Source organism: Xanthobacter autotrophicus (assembly GCF_030015065.1).
Classification (GTDB): Bacteria; Pseudomonadota; Alphaproteobacteria; order Rhizobiales; family Xanthobacteraceae; genus Xanthobacter; species Xanthobacter autotrophicus_D.
The window spans coordinates 1-396 of sequence record NZ_JAIVFN010000539.1 but is presented as its reverse complement, the minus strand read 5'-3'; the positions used below and the strand labels follow the sequence as shown (position 1 = coordinate 396).

Annotated in this window: 1 protein-coding gene; it reads left to right on the top strand. The window is 61.6% G+C overall.

All coding sequences use genetic code 11. The annotated features are described in order from the left end of the window. The coding region (locus K9U40_RS24415) for a malic enzyme-like NAD(P)-binding protein (protein WP_282892619.1) at positions 1-396 on the top strand (396 nt) is incomplete at both ends.

Below are 396 nucleotides of genomic sequence, written 5' to 3'. Positions count from 1 at the left end.
CTCGATAGCCCAGACCAGTACACGCTCGGTGACGTGGTACGAAACGTCCACCCGACGATCCTTATCGGCTGCTCCGCCCAGCCCGGTGCCTTCACCGAGGACATCGTCAAGACGATGGCTGCCCAGTGTGAGCGTCCGGTCATCATGCCACTGTCGAACCCGACCCGTAAGGCTGAAGCCCTGCCGTCCGACGTACTCACGTGGACTGACGGACGTGCTTTGGTCGCGACCGGTTCGCCGTTCAAGCCAGTCATGGTCAATGGTGTGACCTATCAGATCGCGCAGGCGAATAACGCTCTGGTGTTCCCAGGAATTGGTTTGGGAACTATCGCTGTTCGGGCGTCCCGGGTCACTAGCGGCATGATCGCGGCCGCTGCCGAGGCGGTGGCGATGCAT